Source organism: Nocardiopsis valliformis DSM 45023 (genome assembly GCF_000340985.1).
Lineage (GTDB): Bacteria > Actinomycetota > Actinomycetes > Streptosporangiales > Streptosporangiaceae > Nocardiopsis > Nocardiopsis exhalans.
Map to the genome: position 1 here is coordinate 334,674 of NZ_ANAZ01000003.1, position 20,506 is coordinate 355,179.

Consider the following 20,506-nt stretch of genomic DNA (forward strand, 5'->3'; position numbering starts at 1 on the left):
AGCTAGCGACGCCAACAACACCCGCTCCGACCTGCGGAGGGAGGGCGTGGCGTCTTGACACACCAGCGCTCGGGCCTACCCGTTCGAACGGAGGTTACTCATATTTCGACCAGATTACGGCGAAGTGTGAGCTAGAACTCCAGGCTGCGGCGGCCCTCGAAGGCACGTCCGAGAGTGACTTCGTCGGCGTACTCGAGGTCGCCGCCGACGGGCAGCCCGCTGGCCAGACGGGTGACTTTCAGGCCCATGGGTTTGACCAGCCGCGCCAGGTAGGTCGCGGTGGCCTCCCCTTCCAGGTTCGGGTCGGTCGCCAGGATGAGCTCGGTGATCTGGCCGTCAGCCAGGCGGGTCATGAGCTCCTTGACCCGGAGGTCGTCGGGGCCCACACCCTCGATGGGGCTGATTGCGCCCCCGAGCACGTGGTAGCGCCCGCGGAACTCGCGGGTGCGTTCGATGGCGACGACGTCCTTGGATTCCTCGACGACGCAGATGACGGCGGCGTCGCGGCGGGCGTCACGGCAGATACGGCACTCGGTTTCCTCGGCGACGTTGCCGCAGATCGAGCAGAAGCGAACCCGCTCCTTGACCTCGACGAGTGCGTTGACCAGGCGCTTGACATCCGCGTGTTCCGCGGACAGCAGGTGGAAGGCGATGCGTTGCGCGCTTTTCGGACCGACGCCGGGCAGCCGCCCGAGCTCGTCGATCAGATTCTGAACCGCGCCTTCGTACATACCTACCCACTCGGTCGGAACCGGGCCGGGGCCCGGCGGGGCTGCTCCTGTCCCCTCACCCCACCGTATCGGGGGGCGGTGACCTCTTGCGACGGCGGCCCGGTCGTGTCTCGGCCGAAGGCACCGGAAGGCGGGAAGCCGCCGGAAAGGGCGCCGCCCCGGTGCCGGTGGGCACCGGAGCGGCGACTGCGAGGATCCGAGGTGTGCCTCGAAGATGGGTCTGAAGGCAGGCCTAGAAGCCGGGGAGACCGGGCATGCCGCCGGGCATCCCGCCGCCGCCCAGACCCTCGGCCAGCGGGCCCATCTTCTCCTGCTGGAGGCGCTCGACCTGCGCCTCGGCGTCACGGATGGCCGCCAGGACCAGGTCCGCCACGGTCTGCGCGGTCTCCTCCGCGTCGGTGGGGTCCACGGCCTTGGGGTCGACGGTGATGTCCTCGACCTGTCCGCGCCCGCTCAGCTTGACCTTGACCAGGCCGCCGCCGGAGGTGCCCTCGACCTCGGCCTCCTCCAGGGCCTGCTGGGCCTGCGCCAGCTGCTGCTGCATCTGCTGGGCCTGCTGAAGCAGGGCCTGCATGTCCATTCCGCCAGGGTTCACGGCCATCTCCTCGCCGCACACATGGTGCTGTTCGTAGCTGCGTGTCACTTGCCTGTGAGGGTAACCGGTCCGACCAAGGCTCCCCCGCTGCCTGCGCCGACAGCTCGGCCGGCGTTCACCCGGCCTTCGGTCGGGGAGTTCCTGGCGTTCTCGATGACCTCGTCCAGGGCCTCCCGGGTGCGTTCCAGACCGCGGATCGCGCCGGTCACCCGGTCGCGTTCGGCACACAGCCAGTCGAGCAGGTCCGGCGCGGGTTCCCCGCGCTCCTGCGCGTACACGCAGGGCAGCAGTTCACGGATGGTCTCGGTGTTGAGCCCGGCCCCGAGCAGGCACTGGACGCGGTCCACCCGCTCCACCGCGTCCTCGCCGTACTCGCGGTGGCCGCCGGACGTGCGCCGGGAGGCGAGCAGCCCCCGCTCCTCGTAGTAGCGCAGCGAGCGGGGGCTCACCCCGCTGCGCGCGGACAGTTCACCGATACGCACAGGCACCTCCGGCACGATGCGTGACCCTGGTCACGAACACTTGAACCTCACACGGATGTCAGATTCTACGCTCGCGTCATGGACACCTCGACGAAGCACCCGAACGAAGACCCGAACCAGACCCCGAACCCTCTGCTCAGCACCTACGACCTCGGCCCGCTACACCTGCCCAACCGGGTCGTCATGGCCCCGATGACCCGGCTGCGCGCCGACCGCGACGGGGTACCCACCGAGCTCATGACCGCCTACTACACCCAGCGGGCCGGCGCGGGCCTGATCGTCTCCGAGGGGATCGCGCCCAGCATGGCCGGACAGCAGTACCTGACCGAGCCGGGCCTGTACTCGGCCGAGCAGGTCCGGGGGTGGCGGCGCGTGACCGACGCCGTGCACGCGGCGGGCGGCCGGATCTTCGCCCAGCTCATGCACGCCGGACGCGGCGGGCACCCGGCCAACCGCCCCGACGGCGGTACCCCGGTAGCGCCCTCGGCGGTGCCGCGGACCGACCTCGTACACACCCTGGACGGCAAGGTCGCCCCGGTCTCCCCGCGCGCGCTGACCACCGGGGAGATCGCGCGGACCGTCACCGAGTACGCGGACGCGGCCCGGGCGGCGCTGCGGGCCGGGTTCGACGGGGTCGAGATCCACGGGGCCAACGGATACCTGCCGCACCAGTTCCTCGCCGACAACACCAACCTGCGCACAGACGCCTACGGTGGCGGGACCTCCGGCCGAATCCGGTTCCCCGTGGAGGTCACCGAGGCGGTCGCGGACGCCGTCGGGGCGGACCGGGTGGGGCTGCGGCTCTCCCCCGGGAACCGGCAGTTCGAGATGGTGGAGCGCGACCCGGCCCCGGTCTACCGGGAGCTGCTGCGCCTGATCGCGCCGCTGGGCCTGGCCTACCTGCACGTCACAGAAGATCCCCGCCACCCCGCGCTGGCTGAGGCGCGCCGGGACTGGTCGGGCACGCTCGTGGGCAACACCGGCGAACACGAGGCGACCACCCCGCAGAGCGCGGCCGCGCTGCTCGACGGGGGACGGGCCGACCTCGTCTCCGTGGGACGGCCCTACATCGCCAACCCGGACGTGGTCGAACGGCTGGCGGCCGGGGTGCCCTGGGCCGAGATCCGGGAGAAGAACTTCCACTACACGTCCGGCGCACGCGGCTACGTGGACTACCCCGGGCATGACGAGGCCGACGGAACCAGCGGCAACGGCTTTGTAGGCGGCAACGAGTACTTGGTGGCACCGTTGACCTGATTTCACCAGGCGCGAGGTCGAGGAGTAGCGAAAAAATCACGGTCGGTTGAAAGGATGTCCCGCGGGGTTCCCGGGTACCACTGATATCCGGGGACACCATCCTTGAACAGCGAGAACAACAGGGGACTGAGGACGTGTTGACCGCCAGAGAGCGTAACTCGGCTCTGATCGAGGCGATAATCGCGGACGGCACGCTGACCGACGCCGCACTCGTCGACGCCTTCCGTTCCGTGCCCCGTCACCTGTTCATCCCGGAGAACGGCGCGCTGACCGCCAACGGCGGCGCCCTGAACGCCATGGGCAACCCCGACCGCTGGCTGGCCGCCGTGTACACGGACAACGCCATCGTCACCAGGATCGAAGGGCCCGAAGTGCCCAGACAGCGCGGCAGAGGAGCCGCCACCTCGTGCAGCTCCGCGCCGACCGTGCTGGCGCGGATGCTGGAACTCGCCGACCTCGCTGACGGGCAGAAGGTGCTGGAGGTCGGCACCGGCACGGGATGGAACACCGCGCTGCTCGCCCACCGCCTCGGCGACGGATCCGTCACCTCGGTGGAAATCGACGAGCGGTTGCTGGACGCTGCCCGGGAGGCGCTCCGGGACGCGGGGTTCTCCCCCGGCACCCATCTGACCGACGGCCACGGCGGCTACCCGGAAGCGGCGCCCTTCGACCGGATCATCAGCGCCTGCGGGGTGCGCCGGGTGCCCGCGGCCTGGCTCGAACAGCTCACCGACGACGGACTCGTGGTGTGCCCCTGGGGGATGTTGGAGAGCGCGGGCGTACTCATGCGGCTCGAACTCGGCGCCGGGGATGCCGGGGCCCCTGGGGGTTCAGGCGTTCAAGGCCTCGCGGCGCTGGGCCGCTTCCACGGCGGGGTCGGGTTCGTCCCGTTGCGCACGCCCGGTTCGGCCCTGCCCCCGGTACGAGACGCCGGACAGCAGCCGGACGAGTACCGGCTCACCCAGGTCGACCCGGTCGCCCCGATGCTGGCCTTCGCCTCGGCCTTCGCCGTCTCGGTCATGGTCCCGGACTGGCGGATGCGGCGCCGGTGGATCGGCACGGGTTCGGGGATGTGGCTGTGCGACCGGTGGGGGGAGTCGTGGGTGCGGATCTACCCCTACGGCACCTCGTGGATGATCGAGCAGGGCGGACCCAGAAGTATCTGGGACGAGGTCGAGGAGGCCCTGTTGGAGTGGTCCGCCCTGGGAAAGCCCGGCCCGAGCCGGTTCGGCCTGCTGGTAGCGGCCGACGGGGAGCAGCGAGTGTGGCTGGACGCACCGGACGGACGGTCCTGGCCGGTCGGCTCCCTGGTCTGAGCGGGGTCGCTGCCCGCACGAGGTCGGGGTTCGTACAGGGCCGGGGCTCGGGCGGAGCCGCCAGGGCCCGGGAACGCCGACGGCCCCCGACCGGTCCTGCCGGTGGGGGCCGCCGCCGAGCGGTCATGACTGACCCGCGGTGTCCTTGCTCTCCTGGGTGGAGTGCTTCTCCCGAAGCTTGCGCAGCAGCTCCTGCTTGCGCTCGCGCGCGTCGTCGCTGGGACCGCCCTTGGCCTCGGCGCTGTTGCCGCGCATCGCGGACCGGGAGACGGTGGTGCGCTGCCCACCCATCCCGAGAAGGTTGTCGCTGTTCTTGGACATGTCTGTTGTCCTTCCCTGCACCGACCAACGAGACATAGCGTCTCGTTTAGATCGTCGCACCTGATAATACCGGCTTTAATACGAGACGTCTCGTCATTTCCCAGCGGATACCGTGGAGCCATGGCCGACAACACCGCTGAACAGAACCGACGGGCCCCGGATCCCCGCCGTCGCAGCCAACGCGCGCAGAACGCCGTCATCGACGCCGCCGCCGAACTGCTGGGTGAGGTCGGTTACGCCAAGCTCACCGTGGAGGCCATCGCCGCCCGCGCGAAGGTCGGCAAGCAGACCATCTACCGCTGGTGGCCTTCCAAGGCCGCCGTGGTCTTCGAGGTCTTCACCAGGCTGACCGGGGCCGAGGCCGGGCTGCCCCTGCCCGACACCGGCGACCTGGCCGCCGACCTCAAGACCGTGTTCCGCGCCACCGCCGACGAGTTCGCCGACCCGGCCATGGACCGCACCACGCGGGCCTTCACTGCGGAGGTCCAGCACGACGAGGAGTTCGCGCGAGCCGTCACCGAACGGCTCATCCAGCCCAACAGCGAGGCGGTCCGGGCCCGGCTGCGCTCCGGGCAGGACGCCGGTCAGCTCGCCCCGGACGCCGACCTCGACCTCGCCGTGGAGATGCTCAACGGTCCGATCAACCACCGGTGGCTGCTGCGCACCGGACCGCTGACGCACGAGTACGTGGACCGGCTCGTGGACACGGTCCTGCGCGGACTGCGGCCCTGATCCCGACGCTCGGTCCGGGTCCGGGCCCGGGTTCGGATCCAGGTCCGGGTCCAGGACAGTAGGACGGTCAGGCCTCGGGGGCGGCCCCGTGTTCGATCTCCTCAAGCAGCTTGCCCCCGAGCTCGGTCTCGATGAGCGCGGCGCCGCCGCCCGCGGGGCGCGTGCCCGAACCGCCGCCGGAACCACCGGAGGTGTTCGAGCCCGACCCGCCCTGGGGCTGGCTGTTCGGGGCTGGAGCGCTGGACGCGGGAACACTCGGCGCGGATGCACTGGGTACCGGAGCGCTGGGTGCCGGGGCGCTGGGCTCGGCCGTCTTCGGGGCCGGTCCGCGCTGAACGGGACGGCCGAAACCGCCATCGTCCGGCGGCGGGGCCGCGGCACCGTCCTCGTACGGGTCGGGCGGCGGCTCCTGGAGCCCGGTGACGATCCGGTCCGGCGGCGGACCCGCGGGCTGCGCGGGGGCGGCCTGCGGGGCCGACGCGGCTTCGGGAGCACCGGGCCCGGGCTGTTCCGCCTGCGGGGCGGGGGCCGGGGCGTCCCAACCCGCGGGCTCGGCAGGCTGCGGCGCCTGCGGCTGCGGAGCCGGGCGCGGAGCGGGTTCGGCGCGGCGCGGGGGCGCCTGGTTGCCGCCACTGGCGGGGGCCACCCGGACCTCGGCCCCGAGGACCTGCTGAATCGCGCCGGCGACGACCTTGTCGCTGCCGCTGTTACTGAAGCCCTTGGCCTCGTTGGGCTTGCTGAAGCCGAGCAGCACGGTATTGCCCTCGACCCCGACCGGCTGGACGTCGCTGCCGGTCAGCACCATCCAGGTGAACCGGCGGCGGCCCTTGACCGCCTCCAGGATCTGGTGCCAGGCGCCCTGGACCCGGCCCAGGTCGAGCGGGCCGCCACCGCCCGCGGGTGCGGACGCCGCGGCACCCTGCGCGGGTTCGGGGGCGTTGCGCGGCGGGGCGTCCCAGCCCGCGGGCTCACCGGCGGCCGCTGGGGGCGCCGGACGAGGAGCGGGTTCGGGTGCGCTGGGCCGTGCTGGCGCCTGCGGCGCGGGCGCGGCAGGCGCAGGAGCCTGAGGAGCCGGGGCCGCGGGAGCAGGTGCGGCGGGTGCCGGAGCTGACGCGGCCGGGGCGACGGCGCCGGAGGCGACGCGGCGCTCCATCTGCTCCAACCGGGCCAGCAGCGCGGCGCCCTGGGCGCCGTCGGTGGCGGGCAGCAGGATGCGCGAGCACATGAGTTCCAGGAGCAGCCTGGGCGCGGTCGCACCGCGCATCTCGGTCAGCCCCTGGTTGAGGATCTCGGCGCCTCTGGACAGCTCGGCCGGGCCGAGCCGGGCGGCCTGTTCCTTCATCTGCTCCGCGGACTCCGGAGAGACGTTCACCAGCCCCTTGTCCAGGGCATCCGGGACGGCGGCGAGCACCACGAGGTCGCGGAAGCGCTCCAGCAGGTCCGTGGTGAAGCGGCGCGGGTCGTGCCCGCCCTCGACGATCCGGTCGACCAGGCTGAACGCGGCGGCGCCGTCACGGGCGCCCAGGGCGTCGACCATCTCGCCGAGCAGGCTGGAGTCGGTGTAGCCGAGCAGGGAGACCGCGCCCTCGCGGGTGATGCCGCCCTCGTCCGAACCGGCGATGAGCTGGTCCAGGACAGAGAGGGTGTCACGGGCCGAACCGGCGCCGGCGCGCACGACCAGCGGCAGTGCGGCGGGGTCGTAGGAGACGTCCTCCTGCTTGAGGAGGTCCTCCATGAGCTCCTTGAGGGTGCTCGGCGGAATGAGCCGGAAGGGGTAGTGGTGGGTCCGCGAACGGATCGTGCCGATGACCTTCTCGGGTTCGGTGGTGGCGAACACGAACTTCAGGTGCGGCGGGGGTTCCTCCACCAGCTTGAGGAGCGCGTTGAAACCCTCGCGGGTCACCATGTGCGCCTCGTCGATGATGTAGATCTTGTAGCGCGAGTTGACCGGTGAGAAGAACGCACGTTCGCGCAGGTCGCGGGCGTCGTCGACACCACCGTGGGAGGCGGCGTCGATCTCGATCACGTCGATGCTGCCGCCGCCGTCGGGGGCGAGCGCCACGCAGGAGTCGCAGGTCCCGCAGGGGTCGGGGGTGGGGCCCTGCTCGCAGTTGAGGGAGCGCGCGAGGATGCGCGCGCTGGTCGTCTTGCCGCAGCCGCGCGGGCCGCTGAAGAGATAGGCGTGGTTGATGCGTCCGCTGCGCAACGCCTGGCGCAGCGGGTCGGTCACGTGTTCCTGACCGCGCACCTCACCGAACGTCGCGGGACGGTACTTGCGGTACAGCGCGATGCTCACGGTGTGATCACTCCCCTGTGTCCCTGCCTCGGTCCCATTCAACCCCTTGGCAGTGACAACTCACGCCTGGTCGGGGAAACCGGAAGGGGGCGGCACTGGGGCGAGACACCCCCAGAAACAAGAAAGGACCCCCCGCGCACCCGCCAGAGCCCACTTATCCTTGCTGCCTTCCGGCCCTGGGGAGGTTCATAGGGTGACGCCGCACGAGGGGTCTGCCCCGAGTGTATCCGAACCGCGGGCCCCCGCAACCCGAGCCGGACCCTCTCCCGGCACCCCTCCGAATCCGTTCGAACCACTCCCGAGAAGCCTGTAGAGTGATCCACGGAGGATTCGCCTAGTGGCCTAGGGCGCACGCTTGGAAAGCGTGTTGGGAGCAATCCCTCAGGGGTTCGAATCCCCTATCCTCCGCCACAGGAACGAAGGCCCCGATCGCGCTGCGATCGGGGCCTTCGTCGTTGCCACCCTCAATTCCGGTGATGGCGGGTATCAGCGAGCAGGGGCCGCTACGGCGACGGCGAGCGCGATGCCGGCCGGAACCCGTCGAGGGCAGTCCCATTGGCCCCTCGCGTCCGCCGCGTGCTGTGCGGGCCGTGGCCGTGCGGGCCGCCCTCCGCCTTGGGTTCAGGCCGGTGAGGCCCACGCCCCCGCTGTCGCCGCACCGTGGCGCTGCCGGGACCGGAGGGCGGGCTACTTTCCGACCGTGCTGGCGACCCAGTCGCCGTGCTTGGCCGCTTCGGTGAAGACCCACGGGCCCACGCATGCCACGTTCTCGTCGTAGTCGCCGTCACGACTGGTCAACCCGATCAGTTCCCAGTCCCCCTCACCTCCGCGGATCACGGGGCTGCCGGAGTCGGTCGAGCAGACCTGCGCCTCGTCGGTGGGGTGTTCGGAGCACAGGTCGCCGTCAAGCTCCGCGCACCGGTCGTCGGACACGATCTCGGTGTCGAGCTGCTGCAGGATCTCCGGCTTGGGCTCCCAGCCGAGCTCATCGACCACGCCCCAGCCGAGGGCGCGCACCGCGGCACCCGGCTCCGGTCGGTCCTCGGCGACGCGAACAGGCGCCTGATCGACCGGGGAGTCCAGCTTGAGCAGTGAGATGTCCTTGCGTACGAGGAGGAACGAGTTGGGGTAGTCGGGGTTGTCGCTGACGTCCCGCGCCTCGTAGTCCGGGTGCTGGACCACCTTCGTCACCTCGCGTTCGCTGCCGCCCTCGCCGATGTCGTTGCTGCCCACCCGCACGGAGATGCTCTCCGTCGCAAGCAGGTCGAAGTCGGAGCAGTGAGCGGCGGTGAGCACCCACTGCTCGTCGATCAGCGACCCCCCGCAGTAGTGCAGGCCCTGGTCGTCGAACAGGGCGGCCACGAACGGATACTCCTCGGTGGCGTCGACCCCGCCGATGACAGCGGAGGCGGGAGCGGCCAGCACCACCGCGCCGAGCAGGAATGTCATTCCCACCGCCCCCGAGGCTGCCGCCACCCGACCCCGGTTTCGTCCGATCCCGTTCGTGTTCCCGCGAATACCGACCATGTCCGACTCATCCCTCAGGTTGTGTGCGTGACCACGCAGTTTCTTTCCGTCACGTACGACCCTAGAAAATCGGCCCTGTCCCGACATCGTCCGCGAGAGCCAACCCACCCCCCTACAAAAGTCGGCCCCGCAACGCCTCCCGGGTGACGAAGGTCGGCTTGCGGGCGCGAATCCCAGGCCTTTCACGTCACCTCGGCTCCGGCCCCGCGCGGGAAAGCCCCTGAAACGTGTGACGAAGGCTTCTCGGCGCTCTGGAGGCTGCCCGCCGCCAGCGCCTACAGGTACTCGATCGACATCGCCGCGCAGACGGGTCTCGGCTCCCGCACCGCCTTCCGCGTCCGCCTCCGCGCGGTGGCGGACGCCGGACCACAGGTCCGTCGCGAGGCCTTCCGGGGCAGTGGGATACCCGGTTCCGGATGGGCGACACGGGGATTTGTCGATCTGGCGACCTGTAGACAGAGCGCCAGATCGATCTACGGCCTCGGGATGTTGCGGAGGTTGGAGCGGGCGAGCTCGATCATCGATCCCACTCCGCCCCTGAGCACCGTGCGGCCCGCGGACAGGGCGAAGCCGGTGACCTGGTCGGCGGTGACCTTGGAGGGCACCGACAGCGCGTTGGGGTCGGTGACCACGTCCACCAGCACGGGCTCGTTCGCGGTCAGCGCCTGGTGCAGCGCCTCCCGCACGTCCTGCGGGTCCTCCACCCGGATGGCCCGCATACCCACGGCCTCGGCGACCTTGGCGTAGTCCACCGGGGCGTGGTCGGTCTCGAAGGCGGGCATGCCGTCCACCATCATCTCCAGCCGGACCATGCCGAGCGAGGAGTTGTTGAACACCACCGTCGTGATCGGCAGGTCGTGCTGCTGGACGGTGATCAGCTCGCCCAGGAGCATGCTCAGGCCGCCGTCGCCGGACATGGACACGACCTTGCGGTCCGGGGCGGCGTAGGCGGCCCCGATGGCGTGCGGCAGGGCGTTGGCCATGGTGCCGTGGGTGAAGGAGCCGATCACGCGGCGGCGGCCGTTCGGGGTGAGGTAGCGGGCGGCCCACACGTTGTTCATGCCGGTGTCGACGGTGAACACGGTGTCGTCGGGCGCCAGGGAGTCGAGGATGCTCGCCACGTACTCGGGGTGGATCGGGGTGTGGTGCTCGATGTTCTTCGTGTAGGCGTCCACCACCTTGGTCAGGGCGCGCTCGTGGCGGCGGAGCACGTCCTTAAGGAAGGTGTCGTCGTCCTTGCGGCGGACCGACGGGCGCAGGGCGCGCAGGGTCGCGGCGACGTCGCCGTGCACGCCGAGCTGGAGGGGGACGCGGCGGCCCAGGCGGCGCGGGTCGTGGTCGACCTGCACGACGTTGCGTTTGGGCAGGAAGTCGTCGTAGGGGAAGTCGCAGCCGAGCAGGACGGTGAGGTCGGCCTCCTTCAGGGCCTCGTAACAGGCGCCGTAGCCGAGCAGGCCGATCATGCCCACGTCGAACGGGTTGTCGTACTGGATCCACTCCTTGCCGCGCAGGGTGTGCCCGACGGGGGCGTTGACCCGCTCGGCCAGGGCCATGACCTCCTCGTGCGCGTGGCGGACCCCGGCGCCGCAGAACAGGGCGACCGTGTCCGCCTCGTTGATCCGCCGAGCGAGCTCGCGGACGTCGTCCTCACCGGGCCAGGCGGTAGCCTGCCCGGCGGTGACGGGGGTGGTGTCGGCGGGGCCCGCGGCCTTCTGCCCGGCGACGTCCCCGGGCAGGACGAGCACGGCGACCCCCGGGGTGCCGAGGGCGTGCTGGATCGCGATCCTGGCCAGCCGGGGCATCTGGTCGGGGTGGGCGACCAGCTCGCGGAACTCGGTGACGTCGCCGAAGAGCCGTTCGGGGTGGGTCTCCTGGAAGAAGCCGGTCCCGATCTGGTGCGAGGGGATGTGCGAGGCCAGCGCGAGCACGGGGGCTCCACTCCGCTGAGCGTCGTAGAGCCCCTGGACGAGGTGGGTGTTCCCGGGGCCACAGGACCCGGCGCAGACGGCGAGCTTCCCGTCGATCTGGGCCTGAGCCGCGGCGGCGAAGGCGGCGGCCTCCTCGTTGCGCACGTGCACCCACTCGATGCCGTCGGTGCTGTGGACGGCGTCCACGACCGGGTTGAGGCTGTCGCCCACGACCCCGTAGATGCGGGTGACCCCCGCGGCGAGCAGCGTGCGTACGAGTTGTTCGGCGACGGTGTTCCTGCTCATGACGGACCCTCCCGGGCAAGGCGCGACCGGGGGCCGGAAACCACCCCCGGTCAACGCTAGGAGCGCCCCGGTCCGATCGCCCGCACCGCCACACCGCGACGGTCAACCCACACGCAACGCCTCGTCCCCGAACCTGGCCACGATCTCCACTGTCCCGCCGAGGGCTTCGACGTAGCTCCTGATCGTGGCCAGTTCGGACCGGTCGAGTTCGCCGCGCTCGATGCGTGACACCCTCGACTGCGAGATCCCCAGCTGCTCGGCCAGCGTCGTCTGATCGATGCCGTGCCGACGCCTGACCTCGGCCAACCGGTAGGCGCGCTCTTCCGCCCGCATCCCCTGACCGATCTCGGCGATGCGTCCCTCATCGAGCCCGCCGGCCGCGATGATCTCCTCCCGGCTCTCACCCCAGGTTCTGGCCAAGGCGCTCATCCCCTCTCCTCCGTGTAGCCACCGTCCAACCACCGCTGGTAACGCAGCTCGGCCAGCGGGATGTTCCTGTCGTACCACTGCTTCCAGCGACCTGCCTTGTCTCCGGCGACCAGGAGGACGGCCTGTCTGTCCGGGTCGAAGACGAACAACACCCGGATCGCCGTGTCTCCTGTCGTACGGGGACGCAGCTCCTTCAGGTTGTGGATTCGTGAGTGGCTGATGACATCGACGAAAAGGCGGCCGAGTATCGGACCGACCTCCGCCAGCATGTCGATCGCGGCAACGACCGTGTCAGCCGATCTCGGGTCCTCCTTGGCAAGAACCAGGAGCCAGTCGTGTACCTCGTCAAGCAGGATTACGTTCCATGACACGACCATTATGCTACAGAGGTTCTATGATGCAAAGGTTCTATTTCGAGGAAACAGACCCAGAGCTCCGAATCGAGAGCGAGACGGCACCATGACCCTCGCGCACCGGATTCGGGACACCCCTCCGGTGGCGGGCGCCCTGCCAAGCGGCCAACGCCCCTTCCGGTGGAGCCCTGAGGACCCGACCCCAGGAGTCTCAATCCAACCCGAGCCCCCTCGCGATTCATTGTGCAACTTGTTGCATAATGAAGACGGGCCGGCAGGACACCGGCCCAGAGGCACCCCGCGCGAGGAGACTTCATGAGCGAGTACCCCCACCTTCTGGAACCCCTGGACCTGGGCTTCACCACCCTCAAGAACCGCGTGATCATGGGCTCCATGCACGTCGGCCTGGAGGAGGTCCCCGGCGGTTTCGAGAGGATGGCCGCCTTCTACGCCGAACGCGCCCGCGGCGGGGTCGGCCTCATCGTCACCGGCGGGATCGCCCCCAACCCCGAGGGCGCCACCTTCACCGGCAGCGCCAAGCTGACCAACGACGAAGAGGTCGCCGAGCACCGGGTCATCACCGAGGCCGTGCACCGCGACGGCGGCAGGATCGCCATGCAGATCCTGCACACCGGCCGCTACGCCTTCAGTGAGGATTCCGTCTCCGCCAGCGCCCTCCAGGCGCCGATCAGCCCCTTCGTGCCGCACGCCCTCACCGAGGAGGAGATCGAGCGCACCATCGAGGACTTCGTCCGCTGCGCCGAGCTCGCCCAGCGCGCCGGCTACGACGGCGTCGAGGTCATGGGCTCCGAGGGCTACCTCATCAACCAGTTCATCGCGCCCGCCACCAACAAACGTGAGGACCGCTGGGGCGGCTCCTTCGACAACCGCGTCCGTCTCCCCCTGGAGATCGTCCGCCGCGTCCGCGAGCGCGTGGGCACCGACTTCATCCTCATCTACCGCCTGTCCATGCTCGACCTCGTGCCCGACGGCTCCACCTACGACGAGGTCGTCGAGCTCGGCAAGCGCATCGAGACCGCGGGCGCCGACATCATCAACACCGGCATCGGCTGGCACGAGGCCCGCGTCCCCACCATCGCGACCTCCGTGCCGCGCGGGGCCTACACCTGGATCACCCAGCGCCTCAAGAAGGAGCTGACGGTTCCGCTGGTGGCGGTCAACCGCATCAACACCCCCGAGATCGCCGAACGGATCATCGCCGAGGGCCAGGCCGACATGGTCTCCCTCGCCCGCCCGATGCTCGCCGACGCCGCCTTCGTCGCCAAGGCCGAGGCCGGCAAGGCGGAGGAGATCAACACCTGCATCGGCTGCAACCAGGCCTGCCTGGACCACACGTTCAGCCTCAAGATCACCTCCTGCCTGGTCAACCCGCGCGCCTGCCACGAGACCGAGCTGGTCCTGTCCCCCACCCGGACCCGCAAGAACGTGGCCGTGGTCGGCGCGGGCCCCGCCGGGCTCGCCTTCTCCGTGTCCGCCGCCGAGGTCGGCCACAGCGTCACCCTCTTCGACTCCGCGGCCGAGATCGGCGGCCAGCTCAACATGGCCCGCCGAGTGCCCGGCAAGGAGGAGTTCAACGAGACCCTCCGCTACTTCCGCGTCCAGCTCGACAAGCACGGCGTGAACGTGCGGCTGAACACCACCGTCACCGCCGGTGACCTCGACGGCTACGACGAGGTCGTCCTCGCCACCGGCGTCACCCCGCGCACCCCGCCGATTCCGGGCGTGGACCACGCCAGCGTGGTCAGCTACGTGGACGTGCTGCGCGGCGGCGCCGAGGTCGGTGAGAAGGTCGCGATCATCGGCGCGGGCGGCATCGGCTTCGACGTCGCCGAGTTCCTCACCGACGGCGGGGACGACGCCAGCCAGGACCCGGACACCTTCTTCCGCCTCTGGGGCGTGGACACCGACTACAAGGAGCGCGGCGGCCTGGGCGCCCCCGAGCGGCCCGCCCCGCCCCGTCGGGTCCACCTGCTCCAGCGCAAGACCAGCAAGGTCGGTAAGGGCCTGGGCAAGACCACCGGGTGGATCCACCGCCTGGAGTTGCGCCACCGCGGCGTGGAGATGGTCGCGGGCGCCGACTACCGCCGGATCGACGACGAGGGCCTGCACCTGACCGTGGACGGCGAGGAGCGGGTGCTCGACGTCGACACCGTGGTGGTGTGCGCCGGGCAGGACCCGCGCCGGGACCTGGCCGACGAGCTCACCGCCGCCGGGCGCACCGTGCACCTGATCGGCGGCGCCGACGTCGCCGCGGAGCTGGACGCCAAGCGCGCCATCAAGCAGGGCACCGAGCTGGCCGCCGCCCTGTAAGCCCTCTGGGCGGGTGGGCCGACCGGTCGGCCCACCCGCCCGGCCCTACCTAGAATGCGCTCATGTCCCTGCCCCACGCGATTCTGACCGCCCTGCTGGAGAAGCCCTCCTCCGGACTGGAACTCACCCGACGCTTCGACCGCTCCATCGGGTACTTCTGGTCCGCCACCCACCAGCAGATCTATCGCGAGCTGGGCAAGCTGGAGAAGGCCGGGCACATCCGGGCGCTGCCCGCGGACTCGCCCACCCGGGGCCAGAAGAAGGAGTACGAGGTACTGGCCCCGGGCCGGGAGGAGCTGGAGCGCTGGGTCGGCGAGCAGGAGGAGCCGCGTGCCCTGCGCGACCCCCTGATGCTGCGCCTGCGCGCGACGGGGGTCGTGGGAGTGGGCGAGGACCTGTTGGCGGAGCTGCGGCGCCACCGTGCGCTGCACGCCGCCCGGCTGGCGGAGTACCGGGAGTTCCAGCGGCGCGACGCCGCCCGCGACCACGGGACCGAGCGGGACCTGGTCCAGGGGCTGGTACTCCAGGGCGGTGTCGACATAGAGCGCTTCTGGGTGGACTGGCTGGACCGGGCCATCGCCGACCTGGCCGGCTCCGAGCACACGCCCGCTTCGCAGGGCGGCTGAGCGCACAAAAAGCCGCCCCCGGCTGTGCCGGGGGCGGCTGGTGGCGGTGGATGAGGGATTTGAACCCTCGAAGGGTTGCCCCTTACCCGCTTTCGAGGCGGGCGCCATCGGCCACTAGGCGAATCCACCGAGAGGTACTCTACCTGACTCGGCGCCGTGCGAAAAATCGAATCAGCAGATCCGAACACGTTGCGGCGATGTCCTTGCTGATCAGGTCGGGTGGAACTACTTCCGGACGGTGGTTCTGCCGGGGGTCCCGGACCAGGTCCCACACCGAACCCGCAGCGCCCGCCTTGGCGTCGCGCGCCCCGTAGACCAGGCGGTCCACCCGGGAGAGCACCGTGGCCCCCGCGCACATCACGCAGGGCTCCAGGGTGACCACCAGGGTGCACCCGGACAGCCGCCACTCGCCGTGCGCCTCGGCCGCCGCGCGCAGCGCCAGCACCTCGGCGTGCCCGGTCGGGTCCCCGTGGGCCTCGCGCGTGTTGTGCCCGCGGCCCAGGACCGCCCCGTCGGGCCCGAGCACCACGGCGCCCACCGGCACGTCGTCGGTGGCCAGGGCCAGCTCGGCCTCGGCCAAGGCCTCGAGCATCGCGCCGTCGACCGTGCCGCGATCGAGTTCGGGCAGGCCGTCCCCCCGGTCGCTCACCCGGTCACAGCCTCATCGAGTCGAGGAGCTCGGCGAAACCGGCACGCTCGGCGACCACGGCGAGCACGTCGCTGGGCAGCACACCGCCGCCCACGGACAGGTCAGAGAGCTCGTCCTCGGTCACGCCGAGGTCGGTGAGCAGGTCCCCGTCGCCGTCTGGCCTGGGATCGGGGCGCGCGCCCGCGCTCTCCGCGGGCACTGGGGCACCGAGTCCGCCCGCTTCGGAGAGCACCCCGGCCAGCGGATGGTCGTGCACCACCCGGCCATCGGAGAGGTAGACCCTCGGATCCGGATCGGACTCGTCCACCCGGACGACGGCGAACCACTCGTCGTCCGCCTCCATCAGGAGTAGGGCCAGCTCACTGCCCCAGTCTGTGGCGAGGTCCATCATGAGGTCGGTGATGTCGTCGATGACCTCCACGTCACCGAGATCGACCTCACTTCCCCGCCACGTCTTCCCGTTCGGAGCGAAGACGGCTGCGAAGGTCGACACCGCGTGCCCTCCTGTCTCTCCTGGTCGTTTTCCAGGCGATCCCTACCCCATGCCGTCCAGGACACGCTGGAAGGACTGGGCGAATCCCAACCGCTCGGACACGCTCGCGAGCACCTCGTCCGGATACAGGTCGAGGTCGCCGGCGAGAGCGCCCAGCTCCATCTCGTCCAGACCCAGGTCCGCGACCACGGACAGGTCGCCCGCGGGCAGGACCTGGTCGAGGTCGTCGTCGTCCGGGAGGTCGATGTCCAGGTAGTCCAGGACGTCCCGGGCGACCTGCCAGTCGACCGAAGCGGTGACATCGGACAGGAAGAGGGAGACCTCCCCGCCGTACACCCGGACGATGATGAAGAAGTCGTCGCCGACCGACACCAGCCCGAGGGATCCGCTGATACTCGGCTGCTGGCGCAGGGCGTGGATGAGCCCCTTGAGATCGTGCGTCAGCGCTACGGGGAGAAGATCGACATCCCAGTACTCCTCTTCCCTGTACGCGACGGCCGCGAAGTCACCCGAGTCGTCGTCACCATGATCGAGCACTGTCATCGTCACCCCAACCCGGACGGTGTTTCGGTGCGGACGAGTGGAGTCCGGCTCGCCCGTGCGAGTGCCATGGTAACGATCACCCTCACCTCGCCGTAGCCGCTTGTCCGCCGTAGAACGCCCTAACGCTCTCACGAGAGGCGCCTCTCCCGCGCCCCCGTGAGCGATCCCATGCACACCCGTTCCCCACCGGAGACCACCGAGACAGCGAATCCGGGGGTGTGGCGGCCCTGTTGCGCCCTGATCCGGGTGATACGCGCGGTTAGACTCGGGCAGGCCCCTCTCCCCGTCAACCGTCCCGTTATCCCAGCTCACCCGGAGAACGTTTTGGAAACCCTGGTCGTCGACCACCCCTTGGTCGCGCACAAACTGACCACCCTGCGCGACGTGCGGACCGACTCACCGACCTTCCGACGACTGACGGACGAGCTGGTCACCCTGCTCGCCTACGAGGCGACGCGGGACGTGCGCGTGACAGAGGTCACCATCGAGACCCCGCTCGTGGAGACCACCGGCACCCAGCTGACGCGCCCCACCCCGCTGGTGGTCCCGATCCTGCGCGCTGGACTGGGCATGCTCGACGGCATGACCCGCCTGCTGCCCACCGCCGAGGTCGGCTTCCTGGGCATGGCACGCGACGAGGAAACCCTCCAGCCCGCCACCTACGCCGACCGGCTCCCGCAGGACCTGTCGGGCCGCCAGTGCTACGTGCTGGACCCGATGCTGGCGACCGGCGGCACCCTGGCCGCGGCGCTCAAGCTGCTCGTGGAGCGCGGCGCCGACCACATCACCGCGATCTGTCTGCTGGTGGCGCCCGAGGGCCTGGTGGCCGTGGAGCAGAAGCTGGCCGAAACCCTGCCCGACAACCACGGCGCGACGCTGCGCGTAGTGACCGCGGCGGTGGACGAGCGGCTGAACGAGAACGGCTTCATCCTCCCGGGGCTGGGCGACGCGGGCGACCGTCTGTACGGCTGCTCCTGATCTCAGGCTCCCGTCACAGGGACACAAGCGCCCAACCGGATCACCGGTTGGGCGCTTTTTCGGTTCTTTTTGGCCCGGGGTGAATGAACGCCCGAAAATCGGGCATTGGTCCCATCGTGCCCACACCTGCCCGGACGTTGCCCCAGGTCGAGCCCGCTGGGTCAGGCACCGGGGCGACACGGTGTTGCATTAGCCGAATTCATTTCGAGATTGGAACGTAACAGATTAGAGTGATCATGGTTCCTGACCACCCGTAACTGGGTACACGCCAGACCGAAACCACCCCACAAGGGGCCTAGCCCACTGATATCCGAACCCCGCCACCTGTTTCCGGCGCGGGGCTCCGGCAACCCTCCAGTGGCTACGCAAAGCCCCCGAGCGCACACGCGCCGTGCTGTTCCGCCCTCGCAGCCCTAAGGAGTGAGATGCCCGAGAACCCCTCCCCCTCGACAACCCCGGCCGCCCGCGACCACCACTTCAGACCTGTCATCAGTCGCCTGTCCTCCGAGTTCTCCGAGGTGCACCACTCCTCCACCGTCTCCCGGTGCGTGGACGCGGCCAGACACGGCGCCCAGGACGTGACCGGCCGAGCCACCCCGGACCTCGTGGAGCGGATCGCCCGCCAGCACCTCCAGGTGCTCGCTCTGGCCTTCGCGGAGCAGCGCTAGACCCTCCTACGGCCCCACATCCCTGGCGCTCCCCCCGCGCCGGTTTCGGCCCCGCACTACTTCCCTCTTCGGAACGTGAAGAACCGGGTTCCCTGTCGTCTCACTCCCTGCATCGGCGGACCCCTCCTCGGAACCCGGCACCGTTCCCACGCGCTCCCCCGCCCCCCAGCGGCCGACTCAGGCCGCACTTTTCACCGCCCTGACCTGGCCAAGAACGAAAACTCTTTCCGGACCGTCTTTCACTGAGTTACCAACACCACCGGAACCGGACACAACCCGCAAGCGTCGAACGTCCGACATAACGCCACGCCGAGGGTGTGCTCCAGGCTTTACGGGCATGATGGTCGATGGAACAATCACTGCTGGGTTGGTGGGTCAGGTGGATTCCAAGGGGAGTCAGTCGTGGCGAAGTTGAAGAAATGGGGCGGTTACGCGCTCATCGCTTTCGTGGCGTTTTATCTGCTTACGCAGCCAGAAAGCGCGGCCGGAGTGATTCAGAGCGGACTGGATCTCCTGGTGGGTGGCGCAGAGTCGATGTCCCGGTTCGTCAACACGCTGCTGTCGTAGGCGGGGAATGGGTCGGGTGTCATGAAGCTCGTAGCCTCGAGCAATGCGGCTCCAGCATCGGTGAACCGCTACCTCCTGCCCCATGAGCAGGACGTCGTGACCATCCGTCGGCACCCCGCGGTCCTCATCGGACCGGTGGGTGCGGTTCTGGCGGCCCTGGTCTTCGCGGCCATCCTGAGCAGGACGATCGGTGCCAACAGCAACGCGACGCTGGCCCTGGTCTGGTGGCTCTGGCTGCTGGTGCTGGTGTGGTTCGTCTGGCGGGTCGCCGAGTGGTCGGTCGACTACTTCGTGATCACGTCGGCGCGACTACTGCTGACCACGGGGCTGATCACCCGGCAGGTGAACATGATGCCGCTGGGCAAGGTCACCGACATGCGGTTCGAGAGAACACTGCTCGGCCGCTTCCTCGGGTACGGCACCTTCGTGATGGAGTCCGCCGGTCAGGACCAGGCGCTCAGCAGGATCGCTTTCATTCCCTACCCCGAGCAGCTCTACCTCGAGGTCGTGGGACTGATCTTCAAGGAGTAGCCGGGCCGTACACCCGACCACACTCGTTCGCGAGGCACCCGTCCAGGTGGCGGGTGCTTTCTCGTGTCCGGGGGCCGACCCTGGGCACGGCTCCGGCTTCCAGGAAGAGCCCGGTTCCCGTTCTGTTCACCTTCCGTTCACCCTGGAAACCCAGAACCCCCAACAAGCCTGCCCAGTGGCCGACCTGACGCGGGGCCCGATTGACTTCAAGGTGAACATAGGGTTAACTTGGGTCATCTGATAAGGAAACGAGGAGGGCTACATGGCACGCAGGACCGAAAACGGGCCGCACCTCACTCGCTCCGTGACCACCTCCAGGCGCACCAGGTCCGCCGCTGCGAGCCGCCGGCTCTCCGGCCTGACCCCCGAGCCCGCGCTGGTACCCAAGCCGCGCGCGGACCACGAGAACGCCGACACGACCACTTCGGAGCACCCGATAATGCACTGGGTCCTGGTCACCGACGACAACGGCCGCACCCGGCCCGAGGCGCGCTGGCTCTAAGCAGCCCCCGACGCAGCCCGAAGGGCTATTCAGCACAACCCCGAAGGGCCGCCCGCCATCCGCGCGGGCGGCCCTTCGTCATGCCCTCGGAGCTCACTTTCCGAAACCGCTTCATCGCTATGTCGACAAATCGGCAAGGTCATAAAACCTGATTCGGATGTCCTTATGTGAGGCGCACGACGACAGTCGAAAGTGATGCCCGTCTCATCCGGACGCCTTGACGCTTTCTGAAACGAGACGTATCGTCTCACTCATGAGGCTTTACATCTTCCTGTGACCCGCGCCGGACGCCCACGTTCCGAGCTGGTGCCCACGCCACCGCGGTGCCGTGCCCGCTCCGTCGGCGTCACCCTGCCGCGGTCGCGT

At 69.7% G+C, this 20,506-nt stretch carries 22 protein-coding genes, 2 tRNA genes and 1 other RNA gene; 11 read left to right on the top strand and 14 right to left on the bottom strand.

Going from position 1 to position 20,506, the window contains the following annotated elements; all coding sequences use genetic code 11:
* Nucleotides 1-131 precede the first annotated feature (131 nt).
* The 3 genes from recR to D457_RS31855 all read right to left on the bottom strand — a co-directional run bounded on the left by recR (nucleotide 132) and on the right by D457_RS31855 (nucleotide 1,814).
* On the bottom strand, nucleotides 132-731 hold the full coding sequence (gene recR, locus D457_RS0104240; protein WP_017579402.1) for a recombination mediator RecR: 600 nt from the start codon (nucleotides 729-731) through the stop codon (nucleotides 132-134).
* A gap of 232 nt (nucleotides 732-963) precedes the next feature.
* The gene (locus D457_RS0104245) at nucleotides 964-1,311 is read right to left on the bottom strand and encodes a YbaB/EbfC family nucleoid-associated protein (protein ID WP_026116313.1); all 348 of its coding nucleotides are present in this window, start codon (nucleotides 1,309-1,311) and stop codon (nucleotides 964-966) included.
* 59 nt (nucleotides 1,312-1,370) lie between these two features.
* A complete protein-coding gene (locus D457_RS31855; RefSeq protein ID WP_394297028.1) occupies nucleotides 1,371-1,814 on the bottom strand; it encodes a MerR family transcriptional regulator in 444 nt (147 codons plus the stop codon).
* Between the two features lie 72 nt (nucleotides 1,815-1,886).
* On the opposite strand from D457_RS31855, the gene D457_RS0104255 reads away from it, so the two are divergent.
* Both D457_RS0104255 and D457_RS0104260 read left to right on the top strand, forming a co-directional pair.
* Nucleotides 1,887-3,065 (top strand): alkene reductase, encoded by a 1,179-nt coding sequence (locus D457_RS0104255; protein WP_017579405.1) that lies wholly within the window; start codon nucleotides 1,887-1,889, stop codon nucleotides 3,063-3,065.
* 137 nt (nucleotides 3,066-3,202) lie between these two features.
* Entirely contained in the window at nucleotides 3,203-4,381 is a 1,179-nt protein-coding gene (locus tag D457_RS0104260) for a methyltransferase domain-containing protein (RefSeq protein ID WP_017579406.1), read from the top strand.
* 123 nt (nucleotides 4,382-4,504) lie between these two features.
* Here the strand turns inward: D457_RS0104260 and D457_RS0104265 are convergent, their stop codons facing one another.
* Nucleotides 4,505-4,702, bottom strand: coding sequence for a DUF6243 family protein (locus tag D457_RS0104265; protein WP_017579407.1), 198 nt, complete (start codon nucleotides 4,700-4,702; stop codon nucleotides 4,505-4,507).
* Nucleotides 4,703-4,822: 120 nt separating this feature from the next.
* Between D457_RS0104265 and D457_RS0104270 the strand changes: the two genes are divergently transcribed.
* Nucleotides 4,823-5,434, top strand: coding sequence for a TetR/AcrR family transcriptional regulator (locus D457_RS0104270; protein WP_017579408.1), 612 nt, complete (start codon nucleotides 4,823-4,825; stop codon nucleotides 5,432-5,434).
* Between the two features lie 67 nt (nucleotides 5,435-5,501).
* On the opposite strand, the gene D457_RS0104275 is transcribed toward D457_RS0104270, so the two are convergent.
* Both D457_RS0104275 and ffs read right to left on the bottom strand, forming a co-directional pair.
* Nucleotides 5,502-7,730 (bottom strand): DNA polymerase III subunit gamma and tau, encoded by a 2,229-nt coding sequence (locus tag D457_RS0104275; protein ID WP_017579409.1) that lies wholly within the window; start codon nucleotides 7,728-7,730, stop codon nucleotides 5,502-5,504.
* 120 nt (nucleotides 7,731-7,850) lie between these two features.
* Nucleotides 7,851-7,946: signal recognition particle sRNA small type (gene ffs / locus D457_RS34510), an RNA gene on the bottom strand.
* A 107-nt stretch (nucleotides 7,947-8,053) separates the two neighbouring features.
* Between ffs and D457_RS0104280 the strand changes: the two genes are divergently transcribed.
* Nucleotides 8,054-8,141, top strand: a tRNA-Ser gene (locus tag D457_RS0104280).
* A 276-nt stretch (nucleotides 8,142-8,417) separates the two neighbouring features.
* On the opposite strand, the gene D457_RS0104285 is transcribed toward D457_RS0104280, so the two are convergent.
* The 4 genes from D457_RS0104285 to D457_RS0104300 form a co-directional block, all read right to left on the bottom strand.
* On the bottom strand, nucleotides 8,418-9,179 hold the full coding sequence (locus D457_RS0104285) for a S1 family peptidase (protein WP_017579410.1): 762 nt from the start codon (nucleotides 9,177-9,179) through the stop codon (nucleotides 8,418-8,420).
* A gap of 551 nt (nucleotides 9,180-9,730) precedes the next feature.
* Nucleotides 9,731-11,470 (bottom strand): pyruvate dehydrogenase, encoded by a 1,740-nt coding sequence (locus D457_RS0104290; protein ID WP_017579411.1) that lies wholly within the window; start codon nucleotides 11,468-11,470, stop codon nucleotides 9,731-9,733.
* A 102-nt stretch (nucleotides 11,471-11,572) separates the two neighbouring features.
* Nucleotides 11,573-11,899, bottom strand: coding sequence for a helix-turn-helix domain-containing protein (locus tag D457_RS0104295; protein ID WP_017579412.1), 327 nt, complete (start codon nucleotides 11,897-11,899; stop codon nucleotides 11,573-11,575).
* Nucleotides 11,896-12,276, bottom strand: a complete 381-nt coding sequence (locus D457_RS0104300; RefSeq protein ID WP_017579413.1) for a type II toxin-antitoxin system RelE/ParE family toxin — start codon at nucleotides 12,274-12,276, stop codon at nucleotides 11,896-11,898. The genes D457_RS0104295 and D457_RS0104300 overlap by 4 nt, the downstream gene beginning before the upstream one ends.
* Nucleotides 12,277-12,567: 291 nt before the next feature.
* On the opposite strand from D457_RS0104300, the gene D457_RS0104305 reads away from it, so the two are divergent.
* The gene (locus tag D457_RS0104305) at nucleotides 12,568-14,583 is read left to right on the top strand and encodes an NADPH-dependent 2,4-dienoyl-CoA reductase (RefSeq protein WP_017579414.1); all 2,016 of its coding nucleotides are present in this window, start codon (nucleotides 12,568-12,570) and stop codon (nucleotides 14,581-14,583) included.
* 62 nt (nucleotides 14,584-14,645) lie between these two features.
* Nucleotides 14,646-15,209, top strand: a complete 564-nt coding sequence (locus D457_RS0104310; protein WP_017579415.1) for a PadR family transcriptional regulator — start codon at nucleotides 14,646-14,648, stop codon at nucleotides 15,207-15,209.
* A gap of 41 nt (nucleotides 15,210-15,250) precedes the next feature.
* Here the strand turns inward: D457_RS0104310 and D457_RS0104315 are convergent.
* From D457_RS0104315 to D457_RS0104330, 4 genes are all read right to left on the bottom strand, one after another.
* A tRNA-Ser gene (locus tag D457_RS0104315) sits at nucleotides 15,251-15,338 on the bottom strand.
* Between the two features lie 10 nt (nucleotides 15,339-15,348).
* Nucleotides 15,349-15,801, bottom strand: a complete 453-nt coding sequence (locus tag D457_RS0104320) for a nucleoside deaminase (RefSeq protein WP_039830984.1) — start codon at nucleotides 15,799-15,801, stop codon at nucleotides 15,349-15,351.
* A 61-nt stretch (nucleotides 15,802-15,862) separates the two neighbouring features.
* A complete protein-coding gene (locus tag D457_RS0104325) occupies nucleotides 15,863-16,351 on the bottom strand; it encodes a tRNA adenosine deaminase-associated protein (RefSeq protein ID WP_017579417.1) in 489 nt (162 codons plus the stop codon).
* 42 nt (nucleotides 16,352-16,393) lie between these two features.
* Complete coding sequence (locus D457_RS0104330) at nucleotides 16,394-16,894, bottom strand: tRNA adenosine deaminase-associated protein (protein ID WP_039830929.1); 501 nt, start codon at nucleotides 16,892-16,894, stop codon at nucleotides 16,394-16,396.
* Between the two features lie 324 nt (nucleotides 16,895-17,218).
* Here D457_RS0104330 and upp point away from each other — a divergent pair, with 324 nt between their 5' ends.
* The 5 genes from upp to D457_RS0104355 all read left to right on the top strand — a co-directional run bounded on the left by upp (nucleotide 17,219) and on the right by D457_RS0104355 (nucleotide 20,140).
* Nucleotides 17,219-17,872, top strand: coding sequence for a uracil phosphoribosyltransferase (gene upp, locus D457_RS0104335; RefSeq protein WP_017579419.1), 654 nt, complete (start codon nucleotides 17,219-17,221; stop codon nucleotides 17,870-17,872).
* A gap of 425 nt (nucleotides 17,873-18,297) precedes the next feature.
* A complete protein-coding gene (locus D457_RS0104340) occupies nucleotides 18,298-18,540 on the top strand; it encodes a hypothetical protein (protein ID WP_017579420.1) in 243 nt (80 codons plus the stop codon).
* A gap of 402 nt (nucleotides 18,541-18,942) precedes the next feature.
* A complete protein-coding gene (locus D457_RS36355; protein ID WP_017579421.1) occupies nucleotides 18,943-19,107 on the top strand; it encodes a hypothetical protein in 165 nt (54 codons plus the stop codon).
* A 21-nt stretch (nucleotides 19,108-19,128) separates the two neighbouring features.
* A complete protein-coding gene (locus D457_RS0104350) occupies nucleotides 19,129-19,638 on the top strand; it encodes a PH domain-containing protein (RefSeq protein ID WP_026116316.1) in 510 nt (169 codons plus the stop codon).
* Nucleotides 19,639-19,900: 262 nt separating this feature from the next.
* Nucleotides 19,901-20,140, top strand: coding sequence for a hypothetical protein (locus tag D457_RS0104355; protein WP_017579423.1), 240 nt, complete (start codon nucleotides 19,901-19,903; stop codon nucleotides 20,138-20,140).
* The last annotated feature ends 366 nt before the right edge of the window (nucleotides 20,141-20,506 follow it).

What these genes read in the sequence shown, in the direction of transcription:
- D457_RS0104265 (WP_017579407.1), bottom strand. Translation starts at nt 4,702, where the DNA reads ATGTCCAAGAACAGCGACAACCTTCTCGGGATGGGTGGGCAGCGCACC.
- D457_RS0104290 (WP_017579411.1), bottom strand. Translation starts at nt 11,470, where the DNA reads ATGAGCAGGAACACCGTCGCCGAACAACTCGTACGCACGCTGCTCGCC.
- D457_RS0104340 (WP_017579420.1), top strand. Translation starts at nt 18,298, where the DNA reads ATGCCCGAGAACCCCTCCCCCTCGACAACCCCGGCCGCCCGCGACCAC.
- recR (WP_017579402.1), bottom strand. Translation starts at nt 731, where the DNA reads ATGTACGAAGGCGCGGTTCAGAATCTGATCGACGAGCTCGGGCGGCTG.
- D457_RS0104350 (WP_026116316.1), top strand. Translation starts at nt 19,129, where the DNA reads ATGAAGCTCGTAGCCTCGAGCAATGCGGCTCCAGCATCGGTGAACCGC.
- D457_RS0104355 (WP_017579423.1), top strand. Translation starts at nt 19,901, where the DNA reads ATGGCACGCAGGACCGAAAACGGGCCGCACCTCACTCGCTCCGTGACC.
- D457_RS0104305 (WP_017579414.1), top strand. Translation starts at nt 12,568, where the DNA reads ATGAGCGAGTACCCCCACCTTCTGGAACCCCTGGACCTGGGCTTCACC.
- D457_RS0104320 (WP_039830984.1), bottom strand. Translation starts at nt 15,801, where the DNA reads ATGCTCGAGGCCTTGGCCGAGGCCGAGCTGGCCCTGGCCACCGACGAC.
- D457_RS0104255 (WP_017579405.1), top strand. Translation starts at nt 1,887, where the DNA reads ATGGACACCTCGACGAAGCACCCGAACGAAGACCCGAACCAGACCCCG.
- D457_RS0104295 (WP_017579412.1), bottom strand. Translation starts at nt 11,899, where the DNA reads ATGAGCGCCTTGGCCAGAACCTGGGGTGAGAGCCGGGAGGAGATCATC.
- D457_RS0104330 (WP_039830929.1), bottom strand. Translation starts at nt 16,894, where the DNA reads ATGACAGTGCTCGATCATGGTGACGACGACTCGGGTGACTTCGCGGCC.
- D457_RS0104310 (WP_017579415.1), top strand. Translation starts at nt 14,646, where the DNA reads ATGTCCCTGCCCCACGCGATTCTGACCGCCCTGCTGGAGAAGCCCTCC.
- D457_RS0104270 (WP_017579408.1), top strand. Translation starts at nt 4,823, where the DNA reads ATGGCCGACAACACCGCTGAACAGAACCGACGGGCCCCGGATCCCCGC.
- D457_RS0104300 (WP_017579413.1), bottom strand. Translation starts at nt 12,276, where the DNA reads ATGGTCGTGTCATGGAACGTAATCCTGCTTGACGAGGTACACGACTGG.
- D457_RS0104285 (WP_017579410.1), bottom strand. Translation starts at nt 9,179, where the DNA reads ATGACATTCCTGCTCGGCGCGGTGGTGCTGGCCGCTCCCGCCTCCGCT.
- D457_RS0104245 (WP_026116313.1), bottom strand. Translation starts at nt 1,311, where the DNA reads ATGGACATGCAGGCCCTGCTTCAGCAGGCCCAGCAGATGCAGCAGCAG.